Origin of the sequence: Urbifossiella limnaea (assembly GCF_007747215.1) — a bacterium.
In the GTDB taxonomy this organism is placed as follows: domain Bacteria; phylum Planctomycetota; class Planctomycetia; order Gemmatales; family Gemmataceae; genus Urbifossiella; species Urbifossiella limnaea.
In genome coordinates this window covers 5,198,124-5,213,292 of record NZ_CP036273.1, presented here as the reverse complement: position 1 = coordinate 5,213,292, position 15,169 = coordinate 5,198,124, and the positions used below count along the sequence as shown (strand labels likewise).

General features: G+C 70.7%; 12 protein-coding genes. 9 read left to right on the top strand and 3 right to left on the bottom strand.

The annotated features are described in order from the left end of the window. The first annotated feature begins 67 nt into the window (after positions 1–67). From ETAA1_RS21225 to ETAA1_RS21190, 8 genes are all read left to right on the top strand, one after another. Complete coding sequence (locus ETAA1_RS21225) at positions 68–1,126, top strand: hypothetical protein (protein ID WP_145242029.1); 1,059 nt, start codon at positions 68–70, stop codon at positions 1,124–1,126. Then, the gene (locus ETAA1_RS21220) at positions 1,123–2,133 is read left to right on the top strand and encodes a galactose-1-phosphate uridylyltransferase (RefSeq protein ID WP_145242027.1); all 1,011 of its coding nucleotides are present in this window, start codon (positions 1,123–1,125) and stop codon (positions 2,131–2,133) included. The genes ETAA1_RS21225 and ETAA1_RS21220 overlap by 4 nt, the downstream gene beginning before the upstream one ends. Before the next feature lie 23 nt (positions 2,134–2,156). After that, positions 2,157–2,762, top strand: coding sequence for a nicotinate (nicotinamide) nucleotide adenylyltransferase (gene nadD / locus ETAA1_RS21215; protein WP_145242025.1), 606 nt, complete (start codon positions 2,157–2,159; stop codon positions 2,760–2,762). Positions 2,763–2,766: 4 nt separating this feature from the next. Further along, a complete protein-coding gene (locus tag ETAA1_RS21210) occupies positions 2,767–3,537 on the top strand; it encodes a CpsB/CapC family capsule biosynthesis tyrosine phosphatase (protein WP_145242023.1) in 771 nt (256 codons plus the stop codon). A 92-nt stretch (positions 3,538–3,629) separates the two neighbouring features. Further along, a complete protein-coding gene (locus ETAA1_RS21205) occupies positions 3,630–4,949 on the top strand; it encodes an ATP-dependent 6-phosphofructokinase (RefSeq protein ID WP_145242021.1) in 1,320 nt (439 codons plus the stop codon). A 149-nt stretch (positions 4,950–5,098) separates the two neighbouring features. After that, a complete protein-coding gene (locus ETAA1_RS21200; RefSeq protein ID WP_145242019.1) occupies positions 5,099–5,638 on the top strand; it encodes a hypothetical protein in 540 nt (179 codons plus the stop codon). A gap of 168 nt (positions 5,639–5,806) precedes the next feature. Continuing rightward, complete coding sequence (locus tag ETAA1_RS21195; protein WP_145242017.1) at positions 5,807–8,881, top strand: HzsA-related protein; 3,075 nt, start codon at positions 5,807–5,809, stop codon at positions 8,879–8,881. A gap of 90 nt (positions 8,882–8,971) precedes the next feature. Next, a complete protein-coding gene (locus ETAA1_RS21190) occupies positions 8,972–11,581 on the top strand; it encodes a c-type cytochrome (protein ID WP_145242015.1) in 2,610 nt (869 codons plus the stop codon). Between the two features lie 60 nt (positions 11,582–11,641). Here ETAA1_RS21190 and ETAA1_RS32270 read toward each other — a convergent pair whose 3' ends face one another. The 3 genes from ETAA1_RS32270 to ETAA1_RS21180 form a co-directional block, all read right to left on the bottom strand. Beyond that, a complete protein-coding gene (locus tag ETAA1_RS32270) occupies positions 11,642–11,833 on the bottom strand; it encodes a hypothetical protein (protein ID WP_202920310.1) in 192 nt (63 codons plus the stop codon). A gap of 335 nt (positions 11,834–12,168) precedes the next feature. After that, on the bottom strand, positions 12,169–13,233 hold the full coding sequence (gene prfA, locus ETAA1_RS21185; protein WP_145242013.1) for a peptide chain release factor 1: 1,065 nt from the start codon (positions 13,231–13,233) through the stop codon (positions 12,169–12,171). A gap of 128 nt (positions 13,234–13,361) precedes the next feature. Next, positions 13,362–13,625 carry a type B 50S ribosomal protein L31 gene (locus ETAA1_RS21180; RefSeq protein ID WP_145242011.1) on the bottom strand — a complete coding sequence of 88 codons (264 nt, stop codon included), beginning with the start codon at positions 13,623–13,625 and terminating at the stop codon, positions 13,362–13,364. 143 nt (positions 13,626–13,768) lie between these two features. On the opposite strand from ETAA1_RS21180, the gene ETAA1_RS21175 reads away from it, so the two are divergent. Then, entirely contained in the window at positions 13,769–15,037 is a 1,269-nt protein-coding gene (locus ETAA1_RS21175) for a patatin-like phospholipase family protein (protein ID WP_145242009.1), read from the top strand. Positions 15,038–15,169 lie beyond the last annotated feature (132 nt).

Genomic DNA, 15,169 nt, shown 5'->3' with positions numbered 1-15,169 from the left:
TACGTCGTGGTTACAGGGACCGCGACCCGGCGGCCGACCGGCCGTTGACGAGCTTCCGGAGGAAGTCATGCCCACCCCCGTCCGCCGCCGCCTGGGCTTCGAGCGCCTCGAAGACCGCGACGTGCCGTCGTTCTCCCCCTTCCAGCTCAACGGCGGCGAGACGATCGCCGTCGGCGACGTGTTCCCCGAGGTCGGCGGCGGGGTCGAGAACGAGTACGTGGTCGGCTCGGGCAAGGGGCAGCAGCCGTACGTCCGCGTGTTCAACCTGGCCGGCATCCTCGAGGCCGAATTCCTGGCGTACGAGCCGACGTTCACCGGTGGCGTCAACGTCGCCCTGGCGGACGTGGTGACCGGCGACAACCTCCAGGAAATCATCACCGGGCCGGGGTTCGGCGGCGGGCCGGTCGTGAAGGTGTTCAACCCGGCCAGCCGGAACGTGGTGCGCTCCTTCGTCGCCTTCGAGGCGAGCTTCCGCGGCGGCGTGAACGTCGCCGGCGGGCAACTGAACCTCGTCACACCGGCCGAGGAGGTCGTCGTCGGGGCCGGGTTCGGAGGCGGGCCGGTCGTCCGCGTGTTTAACGAGAACGGTAGTGCTTTCTCGTCGTTCTTCGCCTACGAGTCGAGCTTCCGCAACGGCGTGAACCTGGCCGTCGGCGACGTGCTCAGCCCCGTGGCCGGGGCCAACGCCGGCGAGGAGATTGTGACCGGGCCGGGCGAGGGCGGGGCGCCGCTGCTGAAGGTGTTCGGTGGGATCGGCGACCTGCGTCGGTCGTACTTCGCGTTCGACCAGACCGGCCGCAACGGGCTGGTCGTCGCCGCCGGCAACACCGACGGCGCGCTGTCAGAGGAGATCTTTGCCGCGGCCCAGTTCACGCCGCTGTTCGAGGCGCCCCGCATCCGCTCGTTCAACGGCAACAGCTCCGGGCAGATCCAGTCGGACTTCAACCCGTTCCCGGCCGGGTACACCCGGTACATCAACTTCGCCGTCGGCGAGACGGTGCTGTTCCCAAGCGTGCTGCTGAACGCCGGCGACCTGAGCGTGATGGCCGGGGAAGGGCAGATCAACCAGGTGCCGCGGACGTTCTACGGCGTCCGCGGGTCGGCCGCCGGGAACAACGGCCCGTGACCCCCGACCCCGCCCCGCCCGCGCCCGGGGATGCTCCCCGGGCGTCGGCGTTTCCCGAGTACCGCCGCGACCCGGTCACCGGCCGGTGGGCGGTCGTGGCCCCGGCCCGGGCGCTGCGGCCGCTGGTGCCGCACCCCGCGCCGGCCGACCCGGAGCCGCCGGCCGACTGTCCCTTCTGCCCCGGCAACGAGCACGACACGCCCGGCGAGCTGTTCGCCGACCGCGACCCCGGCACCCGCGCGAACGGCCCCGGCTGGCGGCTCCGGGTCGTCCCCAACCGCTACCCGGCCGTCGAACCCGACGCGCCGGCGGTCGGGCGGCACGAGGTCGTCATCGCCTGCCCGGAGCACGTGACGCGCGCCGCGGAGTTGCCGCGCGGGGCGTACCGCGGCCTGTTCCGGGCTTACCGCGAGCGGATCCGCGCCCACGCCGCCGACCCGCGGCTCGGCTACACGCTGGCGTTCAAGAACGTCGGCGCCGCGGCGGGGGCGTCACTGGCGCACGCCCACGCGCAGCTCGTCGCCACGCCCTTCGTGCCGCCGGTCGTCGCCGAGGAACTGACTCGCTCCGAGGAGCACCACGCCCGCACGGGGCGGTGCGTGTTCTGCGAGCTGATCGCCACCGAAGCCTCGGGGCCGCGGCGAATCTGCGAGACGGCCGGGGTCCTGGCCGTGACGGCGTTCGCGCCGCGGTTCGCGTACGAGGTGTGGGTGCTGCCGAAGGCCCACGCCGCCCGGTTCGAGACGACCGCGGACGCCGACGTGGGCGAACTTGCGGGCGTCGTGCGGCGGGTGGTACAGGCGCAGGACGCGGTGCTCGGGCCGGTGGCGTTCAACTGGGTGCTGCACACGGCGCCGCTGCGGTCGGCCGAGTTGCCGCATTACCACTGGCACCTGGAGATTCTCCCGCGGACCGCGACGCCGGCCGGGCTCGAGTGGGGCGGCGGGTGCTTCGTGACGACCGTGGCCCCGGAGGAGGCCGCGGGGCAGCTGCGCGGGCACGTCTAGGGCCGTTCTCGTACACCAACCGCATGCGCATCGGCATCTTCGGCGGCACGTTCGACCCCGTCCACATGGGGCACCTCATCCTGGCCGAGCAGTGCCGCGACCAGGCGGGGCTCGACGAGGTGTGGTTCCTGCCGAGCTACCACCCGCCGCACAAGGCCGCGGCCGCGGTCACGCGGTTCGAGCAGCGGTGCGACATGCTCGAACTCGCCGTCGCCGGCCACCCGGCGTTCCGCATCGAGCGGATCGAGAAGGAACTCCCCCCGCCGAGCTACACGGCCGAGACGCTGGCCGAGCTCCGCCGCCGCCACCCCGGCGCGGAATTCGCTCTGCTCATGGGTTCGGACGGCCTCCCCGACCTGCCCGGGTGGTACGAGCCGCAGCGGGTCATCGAACTGGCGAGCCTCGTGGTAGTACCCCGGCCGGGGGTCATGCTCTGGACCGCCGACCGGTTGGCGAAGGCGTTGAACGTCACGACCGACGCGGTCCGGCTCCGCTACGTGGCGTGCCCGATGATCGAGATCGCGAGCCGGGAGCTGCGGCGGGCCGTGACGGACGGCCTGAGCGTCCGCTACCTCGTGCCGCGGGCGGTCGAAGAGTACCTCCGCGACCGGAAGCTTTACGCCCGGTGACGCGATGCCGCTGGCCGACACCCACGTCCACCTCCTCGCCGGCCTCGACGACGGCCCCGCGTCGATGTCCGAAGCCGTGGCCATGTGCCGCTTCCTGGTCGCCGAAGGGGCCGGGCTCGCCACGGCGCTGGCGCACCAGAACCCCGACTACCCCGAGAACACGCCGGAGCGGCTCCGGGCAGCTGCGGTGGCGCTCGCGGCCGAGCTTCAGCGCAAGAAGGTGAAGCTGGCGGTTCGCCCGACTGGCGAGGTGATGCTCGGCCCGGACACGCTCGCCGACTGGCACGCCGGCCGGCTCCTCACGGTCGGCGACACCGGGGCGTACCTGCTGGTGGAGATGCCGCACCGCGATTTCGTGGACGTGCTGCCGCTGGCCGCGGCCGTGGCGCCGACGCGGCTCGTGATCGCGCACGCCGAGCGCTACACGCCGCTGCTGTTCGACCCGCCGCGGGCGGCGGCGTGGGTCGCGGCGGGGTGCCTGCTACAGGTGACGGCGTCGGCGCTGGCCGACCCGTGGGACGACGACATGGCCGGCGGGCTGCGCGAATGGGCCGACGCCGGGATGATTCACCTCATCGGCTCGGACGGGCACGGCATCGACCGCCGTCGACCGCTGCTGGCCGAGGGGTATCGGGCGCTGCGGGGGTTGGCCGGCCGCGCGGCGGCGCGACGCGCCGGCGAGGAGTGGGGCGCCGCGGTGCTGCGCGGGTCGGCGCTGCCGGTGCCGATGCCGGCGGTGCGGCGGTCGTGGTTCGCGCGGGTGCTGGGTGCGTAAGGCGCCGTTCGTAGAATCCCCCCACCGCTCCCTCTCCCGACCCCCGCCCGCGCCGCCGACCGCGGCCGCGGCGGGGCCGTGGAGTACACCCCGTGGTCAACCGCGACGAACTCGTCGTCAAGTCGCTCGGCCCGTGCCGGGTCGAGTCGCCGATGCTCCACCTCCTCAAGCCGCGCGAGCGGAGCTACTACAACGTCGACCCCGCCGACCGCGTCCTGTTCGACGACACCGCCTCCGCCCTCGCCCGCCGCGGCAGTTCGCCCGACGACATCCCCGGCTTCGAGCCGGCCGGCCCGCGGCCCGAGATCTACTTCGACCCGTCCAAGACGCACGCCGGCATCGTCACCTGCGGCGGCCTCTGCCCCGGGTTCAACGACGTGATCCGGGCGCTCGTCATGGAACTCCACTTCCTCTACGGCGTCCGCCGCATCAGCGGGTTCTGCAACGGGTACCAGGGGTTCATCCCCAAGTACAAGCGGCCGGTCGTGGACCTGACGCCGCAGTCGGTCAGCCAGATCAACGAGGCCGGCGGCACCATCCTCGGCACGTCCCGCGGCGAGCAGAACGCCGGCGAGATCGTGGACTGCCTGGAGCGGATGGGGGTGAACGTGCTGTTCGTGGTCGGCGGCGACGGCACCCTCCGCGGGGCGCAGGCCATCAGCCGCGAGGTCGAGGCCCGGGGGCGGAAGATCGCCGTCGTCGGCATACCCAAGACGATCGACAACGACATCTGCTTCATCGACCAGAGCTTCGGCTTCCAGACGGCGTTCTCCGTCGCCGCGGACTCGATCCACTCGGCGCACGCGGAGGCGAAGGCGTCGCCGAACGGCATCGGCCTGGTGAAGCTGATGGGCCGGCACTCGGGGTTCATCGCCTGCTACGCGGCCCTCGCCCGCAACGACGCCAACTTCGTGCTCATCCCCGAGGTGCCGTTCCGGCTCGACGGGGAGAACGGCTTCCTGGCCGCGCTGCGGCGCCGCGTGCAGCGGAGCGGGCACGCGGTCGTGGTGGTGGCCGAGGGGGCCGGGCAGGAGCTGATGGAGTCGGCGACCGGCGCCGACGCCTCCGGGAACGCGAAGCTGGGCGACGTCGGCGTCTTCCTGCGGAAGCGGATCACCGAGGACTTCGCGGCGGCGAACCTGGAACTGAACCTCAAGTACATCGACCCGAGCTACTCGATCCGGAGCGTGAAGGCGAACTCGTTCGACGCCGTGTACTGCCTGCGGCTGGCGCACAACGCCGTTCACGCGGCGATGGCGGGGCGGACGGAGGTGGTGGTGAGCCGGTGGCACGGCCGGTTCGTGCTGCTGCCGATCCCGCTGGCGGTGCGCGACCGGCACACGGTCGACCCGAACGGCGACCTGTGGATGAGCGTGCTGGAATCGACCGGCCAGCCGGCGGCGTTCGGATGAAGTCGGGCGGGAATCGAATGTCAGACCCGCGCCGGGCGTCTGTATGTCCGCACGGGGCCGGGCGGGCTAGAATCGCCCTCACCGGCCCCCACGCCCTGCCGCCTCTCCGGCGGGCGGGGCCGGACCGTGGCACCCTGGAGGATGATGTGATGCGCGTGATGCTGTCGCTGGCGGCGGTTGTCGGGCTGGCCCTCACCGGCGCCAAGGCCGACGACGTGAAGTCGGGCCCGGGCAAGAAGATCGGCGGCGCCTTCAACGTGAAGGCGTTCACCGGCGAGAAGGCCGGCGAGACCCTCTGCTACGTCTGCAAGTTCTCCGCCGACCAGACCCCGGCCGCCGTCCTGATCTTCACCCAGAAGGCCGACGAGAACGTCGCCAAGCTGGTCCAGGCCGTGGACGCCGTCCAGAAGACCAACGCCAAGCTCGGCACCTGCGTCATCGGCATCGGCGGGGTCACCGGGTCGGACCTGGAGAAGCTCCAGACCACCCACAAGCTGACCGCCCCGCTGACCGTGGCCACCGACACCGACGGCCCGGGCGCGTACAAGCTGAACAAGAGCGCCGCCGTCACCGTGCTGGTCTACAAGCGCGGCGGCGAGATCACCCAGAGCTACGGGTTCAGCGACACGAAGTCGGCCGTCGCCAAGGCCGCCGACATCGCCGCCGCCGCCCGCACCGCCGTCGAGTGAGTGATCGAGTGACGGCGTGTTAACCACAGAGTCACAGAGGGCACAGAGAGGAAGACAGAAGGCCGAGGGAAGACAATTGCAGCAATTGTTCGATCTCGGCCTTTCGTCTTCTCTCTGTGTTCTCTGTGACTCTGTGGTTAATCTTGTTTCCCACCCTTTGGAGGCCGCATGTCCCGCCTCGCCGCCCTGCTGCCGCTCGCGGCCCTCGCCTCCGCCGCAATCGCCCAGCCCGTCGCCGCCCCCCGCCCGCTCGACATCAGCCCGAAGCCCGTCGCCACCGACCCCGCCGTGCGGATCGACTACGACATCGTCTACGTCCGCATGCCGCGCAAGGGCGACGCCGTCGGCACCAGCTGGGCGGAGATCGCCAACCCCACGTACACCGACCCCGGCGCCGACCTCATGCTCCTCCACCCGGACGGCACCGAGGAGGTGCTCGTGCCCGGCGGGAAAGGGGCCGTCACCGACCCGGTGATCTCGTTCGACGGCGAGTGGGTCTATTACGCCCTCTTCCACGACCTCGCCGGCGGCAGCCACACGCAGGGGCCGCCCGCGGGTGCGGACATCTACAAGCTCCACCTGAAGACGCGCGAGAGCCGCCGCCTCACGACGCAGACGTTCACGCCGAACCTCGGCGCGGGGGCGTGGTCGAAGGACTTCCGCACCGCCGAGCCCGCCAAGAACTCGATCCCATACGGCGTGTTCAACCTCGGCCCGTGCCCGCTGCCGGGCGGGAAGGTGATGTTCACGAGCAACCGCAACGCCTTCAAGCCGCCGAAGCGGCTGCCGCACCTGATGCAGCTCTTCGTGATGGACGACGACGGCACGAACGTCGAGTGCGTCGGCCACCTCAACCTCGGCGGGGCGCTCCACCCCACGGTGCTGCAGGACGGCCGGGTGATGTTCAGCAGTCTGGAGAGTCAGGGGCTACGGCACTCGATCCTGTGGGGGCTGTGGACGATCCACCCGGACGGCACGAACTGGGGACCGATGGTGTCGGCGTTCAACCCGGGGCCGAACCCGACCGCGTACCACTTCCAGACGCAGCTGAGCGACGGCCGCGTGGTCGCCGAGGAGTACTACAACCAGACGAGCAACGGGTTCGGGTCGCTGGTCGTGTTCCCGCCGGGGCCGCCGGCCGGGCAGCCGCCGTTCGGGCCGGGCTACGCCGACGACCCGCGCAACCCCGCGCTGCAACATGGCCGCGAGGGCGCCACGCCCCGCACCCGCCGCCTGCCGTTCAGCCCGGTCGGCATCGCGTCGCTGACGCGATTCGCCCGCGCCGACGAAGGCCCGGCCGACTTCGCCTCCGGTGCAATGGCCCCGGCCCCGATCCCCGGTACGATCCGGCCGCGCCAGCAGCCCACCGGCCCGCGCGTCGGCAAGGTGACGCACCCGTCGGCGGCGCCGAAGAACCACTTGTTGCTGGCGTGGTCGCCCGGCCCGGTGAACGGCGGGTACACGGTCCACGTCCCCGCGGTGGACAGCGGCATTTACCTGCTGAAGGACGGCAAGGCGATTGACGAGCCGGGCCGGCTGCTCAAGATCAAGGACGACCCGCGCTACAACGAGCACTGGCCGCGGGCCGTCGTGCCGTACTCCGCCGTCCACGGTGTCAAGGAGCCGGCCCGGCTGCCCACGCTCGCCAACGACGGCAAGCTGTCGAAGCACCTGCCGGCGGGGACGCCGTTCGGGCTGGTCGGCACGTCCAGCCTACTCAAGCGCGAGAGCTACCCGAACGGCGTCGTGAAGGGCGTGACCGCGGCCGCGCCCGACGCCACCGGCTACGCCGACCTGGGGGCGTTCAACTCCGCCGAGCTGCCGTCGGGGAACTGGTTCAACCAGGGGGCCGACGCCGGACGGTACAGCAACGCCGACGTTCACGCCGTGCGGATCCTCATGATGGAGCCGATGACCGACCGGCCCGTCGGCCCCGCGAGCGGCCGCACGTTCCGCAGCCACGCCACGGAGCGCCTTCGCATCCTGGGCGAAATCCCGGTCCGCAAGTTCACCGACGGCAAGGAGCCGCTGGACCCCGACGGCAACCCGGACACCAGCTTCCTGGCCAGGATTCCGGCCGACGTGGGGTTTACGTTCCAGACCATCGACCGGCACGGCATGGTGCTGAACATGGCCCAGACGTGGCACCAGGTGCGGCCCGGCGAGATCCGCAACGACTGCGGCGGGTGCCACGCCCACAGCCAGAAGCCGACGCTGTTCGAGACGACGGCCGCGGCCCGGCCCGACTACGACGTGTTCGACCTGACCCGCGGCACGCCGCTGGTCACCACCCGGGCGAACGATTCGTCCGGCAAGCGCTGGGACGACAAGGCCGAGACCGGTCTGAAGACCGCGGCCGGCGTCGTGGACGTGGAGTACTTCCGCGACATCAAGCCGATCCTCGACCGCAGCTGCGCCGCGTGCCACACGTCGAAGGCCGGCAAGGCCGCGGGAAACCTCGTGCTCGACGACGCCAGGACGGTGAACCTGCCGGACTGCGACGACGTGCCCGGCACGTACTACCGGCTGGCGATGGACGGGGCGGCGCGGTTCGGCCACAAGCCGCTAACGGAGTCGTGGCGGCTGCCGAACGCGTCGCGGTACGTGCGGATGTTCCAGTCGCGCCGCAGCCTGCTGGCGTGGAAGGTGTTCGGCCGGCGGCTCGACGGCTGGAGCAACGACGACTTCCCGACCGAGACGGAGCCCGGCAACGCGCGCACGTTGAGCCTGAAGGGCGAGCCGGTGACGAACACCGTGGCGAACCGCAACCGCGCCGACCTGGACTACGTCGGCAGCGTCATGCCGCCGCCCGACGCGGTGAAGGCGGGGAAGGTGAAGGGTCTTACCGACGAGGACCGGCTGACGCTGGTCCGCTGGATCGACCTGGGGTGCCCGATCGACCTGGACCGCAAGGGCCGCGGCTGGCTCGCCGACGACCAGCGGCCGACGCTGACCGTGGCCCAGCCGCGGGCCGGGGCGAACCCCCCGCTGACGCGGCTGCTGATCGGCGCGCACGACACCGTCGGGCTGGACGCGACCGGGTTCACCGTAACTGCCGACGTGGCGATCGACGGGTCGGCGGCGGGGACGAACCTGGCACCGCGGTTCCGCCCCGCGGGGCCGGGCGTGTGGGAACTCCCCCTGGCCGCGCCGCTGACTACGCCGCGTGCGGTGCTGACGGTTGCGGTGCGAGATCGCGCCGGGAACGTGACGCGCGCCGAGCGAGTTTTCAGCGCCCAGTAACGCCGCTTGCGGCTTCGCGTCGCCCAGCGCGAAGCCGCAAGCGGCGGCACTTCTTGATACACTTCCACCACCCGCACGGAGCCCTCCCCGATGCCCCGCGTTCGACTCGCCGTCGCGCTCGCCGCGCTCGCGGCCGCAGTGTTCACCGTCGCCGGCGTTCCGACCGCCGACGGGCAGATCAAGAAGAAGGCCGCCCAGCCGCCGCCGAAGGCTCCCGCCAAGGCGTCGCCGGCCACCGACCCCGCGACCATGAAGGTCGCCAAGGGCTTCAAGGTCGAACTGCTCTACACCGTCCCCAAGGCCGAGCAGGGGTCGTGGGTCGCGCTGTGCGTCGACCCGAAGGGCCGGCTCGTCACCTCCGACCAGTACGGGGCGCTGTACCGCATCACGCCGCCGCCGCTGAACGGCAAGTCGACCGACACGAGGGTCGAGAAACTGCCGGTGGACATCGGCATGGCGCAGGGGCTGCTGTACGCCTTCGACGCGCTGTACGTCGTCGTCAACCACAACGAGAAGGGCGGGCTGTACCGCGTCACCGACACGAACGGCGACGACGTACCCGACCGGGTGCAGTTGCTGCGGAAGTTCGAGGGCTACAAGAACGGCGGCCTCGGCGAGCACGGCCCGCACGCGGTGCTGAAGCACCCCGACGGCAAGCGCCTCACCGTCGTGTGCGGCAACCAGACGGCCCTCACCAAGTTCGACACCACCCGCGTGCCGCCGGTGTGGGGCGAAGACCACCTGCTCCCGCGGCTCCCCGACGGCAACGGCTTCATGGCCGGCGTGATGGGGCCGGGCGGGGCCATCTACAACGTGTCGCCCGACGGTACCAACTGGGAGCTGTTCAGCGTCGGCTTCCGCAACCAGTACGACGCCGCGTACAACGCCGCCGGCGACCTGTTCACCTACGACGCCGACATGGAGTGGGACTTCAACACGCCGTGGTACCGGCCGACGCGCGTGTGCCTGGTCACGAGCGGCAGCGAGTTCGGCTGGCGGAACGGGGCCGGCAAGTTCCCGCCGTACTACCTCGACAACCTGCCGGGCGTGGCGAACATCGGCCCCGGCTCGCCGACCGGCGTCGCCTTCGGCTACGGCGCCCGCTTCCCGGCCCGCTACCAGCAGGCGCTGTTCATCTGCGACTGGAGCTACGGCAAGCTGTACGCCGTGCACCTCGCGCCGGAGGGGAGCGGCTACAAGAGTGAGGTCGAGGAGTTCATCACCGGCACGCCGCTGCCGCTGACCGACCTGGTGGTGAACCCGACGGACGGCGCCCTGTACTTCACCATCGGCGGCCGCCGCACCACCAGCGGTCTGTACCGCGTCACGTACTCCGGCGAAGGCGTCGAGCCGCCGACGACCCGCCGCGGCGACGGCCCCGCCGGCGTGTCCCGCGCCGACCGGTTGGCGGTCGAGCAGTACCACACGAAGCAGGCGCCCGAGGCGGTGCCGGCGGCGTGGAAACTGCTCGACTCGAAGGACCGCTTCGCGTCGTTCGCCGCCCGCGTGGCGCTGGAACACCAGCCGACGCCGACGTGGGCCGACAAGGCGCTCGCCGAGGCCGACCCGCTCAAGGCCATCCCCGCCGTGCTCGCACTGGCCCGGGTGGGCGCGCAAGACCCGTTCCACCGCGCACCCGGCGCCGCCCCGCCGAGCGCCGACCTGCGCGGCAAGCTTCTCGCCGCGCTCGGCCGCATCGACCCCGCCAAGCTCGACGACACCGGAAAGCTCGACCTGCTGCGGACGTACCAGGTCGTGCTCAACCGTTACGGCAAGCCCGAGGCCGCCGACGCCGCGGCACTCGCGGTCCGGTTCGACGCCGCCTTCCCGGCCAAGAACCGGCTCGTGAACGCCGAGTTGTGTCAGGTGTTAGTCTTCCTGGAATCCCCGACCGCGGCCGCGAAGACGATGAAACTCCTGGCCGACGCCCCGACGCAGGAGGAGCAACTCGAATACCTCCGCGCCCTCCGCGTGCTCCGCACCGGGTGGACGCCCGAACTGCGGCAGCAGTACTTCACGTGGTTCCTCCGCGCCGCCAACTTCCGCGGCGGCAACAGCATGGCCGGGTTCATCCGCCGGATAAAGGCCGACGCCGTCGCCACGCTCACCCCCGCCGAGGCGACGGCGCTGAAGCCGATCATCGACGCGCAGCCGGGGGCGGTCCGCATCCCGGAGGAGGCGCCGCGGCCGTTCGTGAAGGCGTACACGATGGCCGACCTGGCGCCGGCGCTGGAGAAGGGGCTGGCCGGGGGCCGCGACTTCGAGAAGGGCCGCCGGCTGTTCGGCGCCGCCAAGTGCTTCGCCTGCCACCGCTACGACAACGAGGGCGGCAGTTACGGCCCCGACCTGTCGGGCGCCGCCGGCCGGTTCAACGCCCGCGACCTGCTGGAGTCGATCGTCGATCCGAACAAGGAGATCAGCGACCAGTACGCGGCCGTGGAGATTCGCACGGCCGACGACCGGGTGGTCGTGGGCCGCATCGTGAACCTGAACGGCGACGTCGTGAAGGTGAACACGAACATGCTCGACCCGAACGCGCTGGCCGACGTGAACCGCAACAACATCGAGAGCATGCGGCCGTCGCGTCTGTCGATGATGCCGGCGGGCCTGCTCGACACGCTGAAGGAGGACGAGGTGCTCGACCTGATGGCGTACCTGCTGTCGCGCGGCGACCGCACCGCGCCGGCGTTCCGGAAGTGACCAAACGGAAAGCCCACCCGTTGCAACGGGTGGGCTTTTTCGTTCACACCGGCGGCCGAGTTAGGACCGCGCCCCGGTGCCGGCGTCGTCGAGTACCTCGCGGATCACCCGGCGGAGCAACTGGCCCATTGTCATGCCGCGCTGGCGTGCGGCAGCCTCCAACTCGACCGCCTGCCACTTCGGCAGCAGCAGAGGGAGTTCCACCACCTCCTGATCCTGGCGCGTCATGCCGGCTTCGAGGAGCGGATGCACGGGGTCACCTGTCCTGGGATTCATGGGTGCAGGCCGGGGCCGATCGACCGGGACTTCCGGTCGTGTGCGACAAACTGGCGTTCCGGGAGTGGAGGAGGCACCGAAGCGGCAGTCCTTCGATGTCGGGGTCACAAAGCAATGCCGGTGCCGGACCGGGAATATCCACGTCTTGACGCCGTAAGTCGCTTAAAAATCAGGGGATAAAGCGACTGACGGTAATATGACAAGGCCGGTCAGTCGCGCACGGGCTGTGCAAGATTGCACCGCGCACGGCACAACTTGCAGGCGGCGTGAGTTTGACTCGGGATTCCGGCCGGCTGGAAGCCGGCGCCGGGTCAAGCTCCGCCGAGTTTCTCGCGCCTGGCGTGGTCGAGCAGCGGCTGGATGATCCCGTCCATCTCGCCGGTCATGACGGTGTCGAGCTTGTAGAGTGTGAACTCGATGCGGTGGTCGGTGACCCGGTTCTGCGGGAAGTTGTAGGTGCGGATGCGGGCGTTCCGGTCGCCGGTGCCGATCAGGCTCTTGCGCATGTCGGATCGCTCCTTGTGGAGCTTCTGCTGCTGCTTCTCGAACAGCCGGCTCCGGAGGACGCGCATCGCCTGCTCGTAGTTCTTCCCCTGGCTCCGCTCGTCCTGGCACTTCACCTCCATCTCCTCGGGAGTGCCCTTCTTGTACCAGATGCGGACGGCGCTCTCGGTCTTGTTGACGTGCTGGCCGCCGGCGCCCCCGGCCCGCATCCGCTCCCACTCGATGTCCTGCGGGTTGATCGTCACCTGCACCTCGTCCGGCTCGGGCAGCACCGCCACCGTGGCCGCCGAGGTGTGGATGCGGCCCTGCGTCTCGGTGGCCGGGACGCGCTGGACGCGGTGCCCGCCGGACTCGTAGCGGAGCCAGCGGTACACGTCGTCGCCCTTCACCCCGAAGCTGACCTCCTTGAACCCGCCGGCCTCGCCGGGGCTGTACGCGATCTCCTCGACGTGCCACCCCTTCGTGCGGGCGTAGCGGGTGTACATCTCGTACAGGTTGCCGGCGAACAGGGCGGCCTCGTCGCCGCCGGTGCCGGCGCGGATTTCGACGATGAGTGTGTCGAAGTCCTCATCGGGATCGACGAGGAGCTGGTCTTCGACCTTGGTCTGAAGGGCGTCGCGCTTGGGACGGAGCTGGGCCAGCTCCTCCTCGGCGAGGGGGGCCATGTCGGCGTCGGCGAGCAGCGCCTCGGCCCCGCGGACGGCCGCCTCGACCTCGAGCAGTTCCTGGTACGGGCGGACCTGCTTGGTGAGTGCGGCGAGTTCCTTGGCGACGACGGAGAAGCGGGCGTGGTTGCCGGCCACGTCGGGGTCGGCCATCTGCGCTTCGAGCTCGCGGAACCGGGCGAGCTTCAGGTCCATCGCGGGAATCATGGGTGCCGTCCCAGGGGCGAGAAAACTTTTGACAGGATAACAGGATGAACAGGATGCCGAACCCTTGCTCGGTTCGGCATCCTGTTCATCCTGTTATCCTGTCAAAAATGCCCGGCCAAACCGCCGGCTTACTTCTTCTGGCCGTACCCGACCTTCTTGTACTTGTTCTGGAACTTCTCGACCCGGCCGGTGGTGTCCACGAACTTCATCTTGCCGGTGAAGAACGGGTGGCTGGCGCTCGAGATTTCCACCTTGTACAGCGGGTACTCGTTGCCGTCGGTGTGCTTGACGGTCTCGTCGGTCTCGACGCACGACCGGGTGAGGATGGACACGTTCGCCGACACGTCGTGGAACACGACCGCGCGGTAGTTCGGGTGGATGCCCTTCTTCATGGCTCGGCTCCGGGGGCTCGGGTGAGACTCGTTATCGTAGGAAGTCGCGCCCGGCGCGGCGAGCCGGGGCGGGTCCGGCGCTCGCCTTGACCCGCCGCCGGCCCCGCGGTATCCCCCGCCCCGGGGGACTCTCTGGGGGCGACATGGCGATCACGACCCGCGGCCGACGGCCGCGGCTGCCGGACTTGCTCGCCGCAACGCTCGTCGTCGCCCTCGCGGCGGCGCTCGGCTGCACCCCCCGGTCGTTCACCAACCCGCCGACCAACCTCCTCGACAGCAGCTGGTACAACCGCACCCCGCCGCCCGACCCGTACCCCGACCCCGACAGCACCCTCTCCGACGGGCTCGCGTCCGTGTTCGGCGACGGCATGCTGCCGATGCCGACCGCCGGCGGGCCGCAGAACGTGCTCGTGATTTCCGGCGGCGGCAAGTACGGCGCCTACGTCGCCGGCATTCTGTGCGGCTGGACGGAAAACGGCACCCGGCCGACGTTCGACGTGTGTACCGGCATCAGCAGCGGCGCCCTCATCGCGTCGCTGGCGTTCCTCGGCCCGAAGTACGACGCCCGCCTGGCCCGCGAGTTTAACAACGTCGGGCAGCGCGACATCCTCCGCTTCCGTCCGGTCCGCGGGCTGCTGTTCAACCGCGGCCTGGCCACCTCCGCCCCGCTGCGCGAACTCGTCGAGCGGAACCTGGACGACGAGGCGTTCGCCGACATGCGGGCCGCCCACCACGCCGGCCGCCGGCTGTTCGTCGCCACCGTCAGCCTGACGACCCAGCGGGCCGTCGTGTGGGACGTGGGCGCGGTGGCCACGAGCGGCCGGCCGGACGCCCGCGAACTCGTGTACAAGATCATGATCGCGGCCTGCTCGATCCCGGGTGTGATGCCGCCGGTCGAGTTCGACATCGAGCTGAACGGCCAACGCTACCAGGAACTCCACGTCGACGCCGGGAACGTCATCCAGGCGTTCGTCCAGACGCCGCGCGGCCTGCCGCCGGGGTCGAACGTGTACATCGTCGCGTCCGGGAAGATTTACCGCGACCCGCTGGACGAGAACCCGCGGTTTCTGAAGGTGATGGCGGCGTCGGTGTCGAACACGATGTACGCCCTGTTCCGCGAGAGCGCGTACAAGATGTACGCCCTGTGCGCCGTGACCGGGTCGAACTTCCACCTCAACGCTGTGCCCACGACGCTGAAGATCGAGCCGGGGAGCATGACCTTCAAGAAGGAGGAGATGCGCCTGCTGTTCGACGTCGGCCGGCAGTCCGCGGTGGGCGGGGTGCCGTGGCGGCGCACGCCGCCGTCGAGTCAGCCGGGTGAAACGATGGTGCCGCGGACCGGGTTGGAGTACACCGCCGAGGGCTGCGGGCCGTGGCAGGGGCGGCCGGTCGAGCCGGTGCCGGGTCCGTGATGCCCCGGCACCCTCCGGGCTGAACGCTCTCAACCCGCCGGACTGCCCACTGGTTACGCACCCTCGCCGCCGTTCGGGCCGCGGGGCGATCGTCGGCCGGCCGCCCAACCCCTGCCCGTACCGCCGGTTAGT